The organism is Pseudomonas lopnurensis (genome assembly GCF_015070855.1).
Classification (GTDB): Bacteria; Pseudomonadota; Gammaproteobacteria; order Pseudomonadales; family Pseudomonadaceae; genus Stutzerimonas; species Stutzerimonas lopnurensis.
The window spans coordinates 1-3,758 of the sequence record NZ_JADDIX010000043.1 but is presented as its reverse complement, the minus strand read 5'-3'; the positions used below and the strand labels follow the sequence as shown (position 1 = coordinate 3,758).

Annotated in this window: 3 protein-coding genes; all 3 read left to right on the top strand. The window is 66.6% G+C overall.

Annotation, left to right across the window (positions count from 1 at the left end; genetic code table 11):
- Window positions 1-512, top strand: a 512-nt coding sequence (locus IN820_RS08920; RefSeq protein WP_408005222.1) for a bacteriophage T4 gp5 trimerisation domain-containing protein, incomplete at its 5' end; no start/stop codon positions are given.
- Window positions 509-1,072, top strand: a complete 564-nt coding sequence (locus IN820_RS08915; protein ID WP_193680637.1) for a DUF4123 domain-containing protein — start codon at window positions 509-511, stop codon at window positions 1,070-1,072. The genes IN820_RS08920 and IN820_RS08915, both read left to right, overlap by 4 nt.
- The coding region (locus tag IN820_RS08910) for a toxin VasX (RefSeq protein WP_193680636.1) at window positions 1,069-3,758 on the top strand (2,690 nt) is incomplete at its 3' end. The genes IN820_RS08915 and IN820_RS08910, both read left to right, overlap by 4 nt.

Below are 3,758 nucleotides of genomic sequence, written 5' to 3'. Positions count from 1 at the left end.
ACCAGAAGATCCGCGTCGGCCACGAGCGCCACGATACCGTCGAGGCCAACGCCTACAGTGAACTGCAGGCCGAGGAACACCGCACCACCCACGGCGACCGCCGCAGCGAAGTGAAAGCCAGCGACCACCTGACCGTCGGTGACAGCCAACACGTTCAGATCGGCAGCGGCCAGTTCGTCGAGACGGGCGACGAAATCCACTACTACGCCGGCGACAAGGTGGTGATCGATGCCGGCCTGGAGCTGACCGCCAGCGGCGGCGGCAGCTTTCTCAAGCTCGATCCCGGCGGCATCACCCTGAGCGGGGCGACGATCGATATCAACTCCGGCGGCGCGCCGGGCAACGGTTCGGGCGCCAAACCGATTCTGCCGGGGCAGGTGAACCCGGCGGATACGGACAAGGCCGGGATGCCCCTGGAGGCCCTGGCCAAGCAACGCCGCGTTTTCCTGCAGGCCACCAGCGGCATCTGCGAAGTCTGCGAAGCGGCCAAGCAGGCCAGGGAGGCGGAATGACCGGCACGGGCTTCCTACTGTTCGATGGCGCATCGCACAAACAGGCACTGGCCTGGCTCTGCCAGACCTTCCCCGGGCACAGCCCCCGACCACTCCTGTCGGGTACGCCCTATTCGCCCCTCGCAGAGATCGGCCCCATTCTGCTGAACGCGGATGCAGGCAGCCCATTGCATGAAGCCTGGTACCGGGGCAGGTCCGAACTGCGGCACGCCGTCTGGCTGAAAAGCGACTTCGCCCTGCATGAACTGCGCGATGCCCTGCAGCGCCGTTTACGAATCCTCTCTCCCGACGGCAGGAAATTCTGGTTACGGCTGGCCGATGCCCGCCCGCTGCTCGATGCCTGGCGGGCCAACGCCCAATGGCCCGCCGGGTTCTGGCATGGCGTCCGGGATATTTGGCTGCACGATGAAGACGTGCCCTTGCTGGCCTGGAGCAACCCGCCTCCCGAGCGGGACGATAGCGGCGCCAGCGAACCCCTGGACGCACGATTCACCCTGGACTGGCCACTGCTGGAAGCACTGGCGCACAGCGAGACCACCCTGCAGGAAGCGACCACATGAACCAGCCCGTAGCCCGCCCCGACCGTCTCCAGCCCGCGGCCTGCCCATTGCTGGCAGCGGTATTGCCCGTTCGCTACGCCATCGGGCCCATCGATCCGCGCAACCCATCCAGCCTGGATGCCGCGACCCTGGGGCTGCCCGATATCCAGGGGCCGTTCCCGGATCTGGGGCCGGATCATCCCCAGTTGCAGGACCGCCCACTCGGTTACGTGCCGCGCATGCTCCGCGACGGCTGGTTGTACGTCTGGGAAGACGGCCTGCAGGAGCTGAGCGAATACCGGGTCGAGGCATCCATGCTCACCCCCACGGCGCGTGGCGGGCGGGCCCGGGTTGAAGGGGCCATGGCCTACCTTATGCTGGAAGCCGGTGCGCCGGCAGCCCTGGCCTGGTCGCCGGTCGAGTGGAGCGCAGGCCGCTTCGCTGAGGCCGAACAGCAAGCCGAAACTCGCCAACGCCTGATGCGTTCGCTGGTTCCCGGAGCGGCGCCCTTCAGCGGAACGGTCGAGACCCTGCATCCGCAGATCGGCGACGTGAAACCGGAAAACTACCGCTGGAGCTGTGCCCGCGAATCCAGCTACTGGCTGCTGGAAGAACCGCCGCTGAAACGCATGCGGCGCTGTGAGCAACAACACTTCGCGCTGCTGGACGATCCCTGGGGGGTGCTGTTCGACCTCGCCGCTCTGCTGCGCACGCGCAACCAGGCCTTCGACAAACTCAACCGGCACCGGGCCGATGACTGGTCCATCGCAGCCGTGGTCAAGTCCGTCAGCGACAGCGACCAGGCCATACGCGACCGATTGTCTTCGATGGTCGACGTGCAGGGTCTGCAGCGCGTGCTGCAGGAACAGGCACGCGAGCAGGAAGCCCTGGACGTGGACCGCCGGCGCCTGGCACAGCTCTGGGCAGCCTGGTTCTCGACCCTGGGCGGCGACACGCCCGCCGCTCTGGAGATCGCCTGCGAACACTTCGACATCACCCAACGCGACCAGCGCGACCTTCTCGAAGCCAGCTTTGCCGCTGCCTGCCTCGGGCCCGCCGCGACCCCGCCCGGCGTCAAGGCCATCGAAGAAGCCCTGGATCCGGATCGCAGCAAAGGCCAGCCTTGGCTGCTCTGGGCGGTACTGGGTCTGCTGCGCAAGCCGTCCGTTGGCGAACTGAAGCAGTTGCTGCATGTTCAGGAAGACGTGTCCGAAGTCGCGGTCGACGCGAGCACGGCTGCGGCTCGTCTGGCTCGCGCAACGGCCCTGAGCCTGGCCCTGAATCGCGGAGCGGACGGGCTGCAGGGGCTCGCGCCGGTAGGCGGCGGCGAACCCCTGTTCGCAGCCGTGTCGCCCATTCTGGCCGGCCGGCTACGCACACTGGCCGAGCAGATTCACCCGCTGGTCTACAACCTGATGGTCGCCATGCTGGTGCGTAGCCAGCAGCGAATGGAAGTGGAGCGACTGCAGCCCGTCGATGCCCTGCGCTGGCTCAGCGAGCAGATGGGCCAGGCCCATAACAAGGGGCAGCGGCGCAGCATCGGCAAGCGCATCGAGCAGATCGAGCGCGAGCAGGCGCGTGCCGCTCATACCGCCCCCGGCACGGCCACCAGCAAAAGCCCAACGGCGACCCAGGTAGAAGACGCCATCCCGCATCTGCGCGTGGTGCCCGTCCCGCAATCGGCACCCGCCCACCCCCAGCCGGGCTATGGCAGCGACGTGCCACGCGCAAGACCCGGCAAGCCCGCGCCAGTGCTGCCGCCGCTGAGCGGCGATACGGCCAAGCTCAAGTTGGATCTGCCGCGCAATATCGGTGAATTGCTGGACGAGGCGCCGCTGAAGACGTTGATTGCGCTGGTAGCGGTGTGGAATACGGCAGAAGCCGCCAGAACAGCCATTAAAAATAAATCCGGTAAGAACTACCTTGCTCTAGGAAGCGCGGCTTTTGCGAATCTGACAGCCGGTACCGCGATACTGCAGCAACTAGCCGATACCCGCTGGGAACAGCATGTGGCTCAAGCCAGCCATCTCGATTCAAAGGCTCAAGAATACCTGGCACGGGCACTGGGTTTAGGCTCTGCCGCGATGCTGTTGCAGGCCATTACCGCCGGCATTGATGTGTTCTATTTCGGCTGGCATGCACTGGATGCCTATCGCGCCGGCGACCTGGATACGGCCGCGGTCAGCACCGGCCTGGCTGGCGCCAACCTGGCCTATGCCCGCGTTTCGCTGCAGGCCATGCGCGCCCTGCGTATCGCCCGTGCCGCGGCACTGGCCGGCGAGGCGGAGGCCCTGGCCACCGGCATCCGCGTGCTGTCCCTGCCGCTGCGCCTGAGCCTGGTGGGCTTGACCGCCACCCTCTTCATCGGGCTGATCTCGCTGATCTATACCTGGGACACCCCACTGGAACAATGGATCAAGCAGACCCGCTTCGGCATTCGCCCGGCGGACTGGTCCGGCGACTTCGCCGCCACCATGCGCGCCTTCTACCAGATCGTATTGCCGGTCAGCCTGAAGCTGGAGCGCTGGAACGATATCGATCCGCGCAGCGGCCAGTGGGTCAACGAACTGCGCCTGGTGCTGCGCCTGCCGGGCCAGCGCGAATACCGCCAGGGCATGGTCTGCTTCGACGGGCACGACGAATGGCAGCGCTCGACCGGCCTGCTCGGCTCCGCCAAACGCTGCGTGCCGCTGGTATGGGGCGAGGA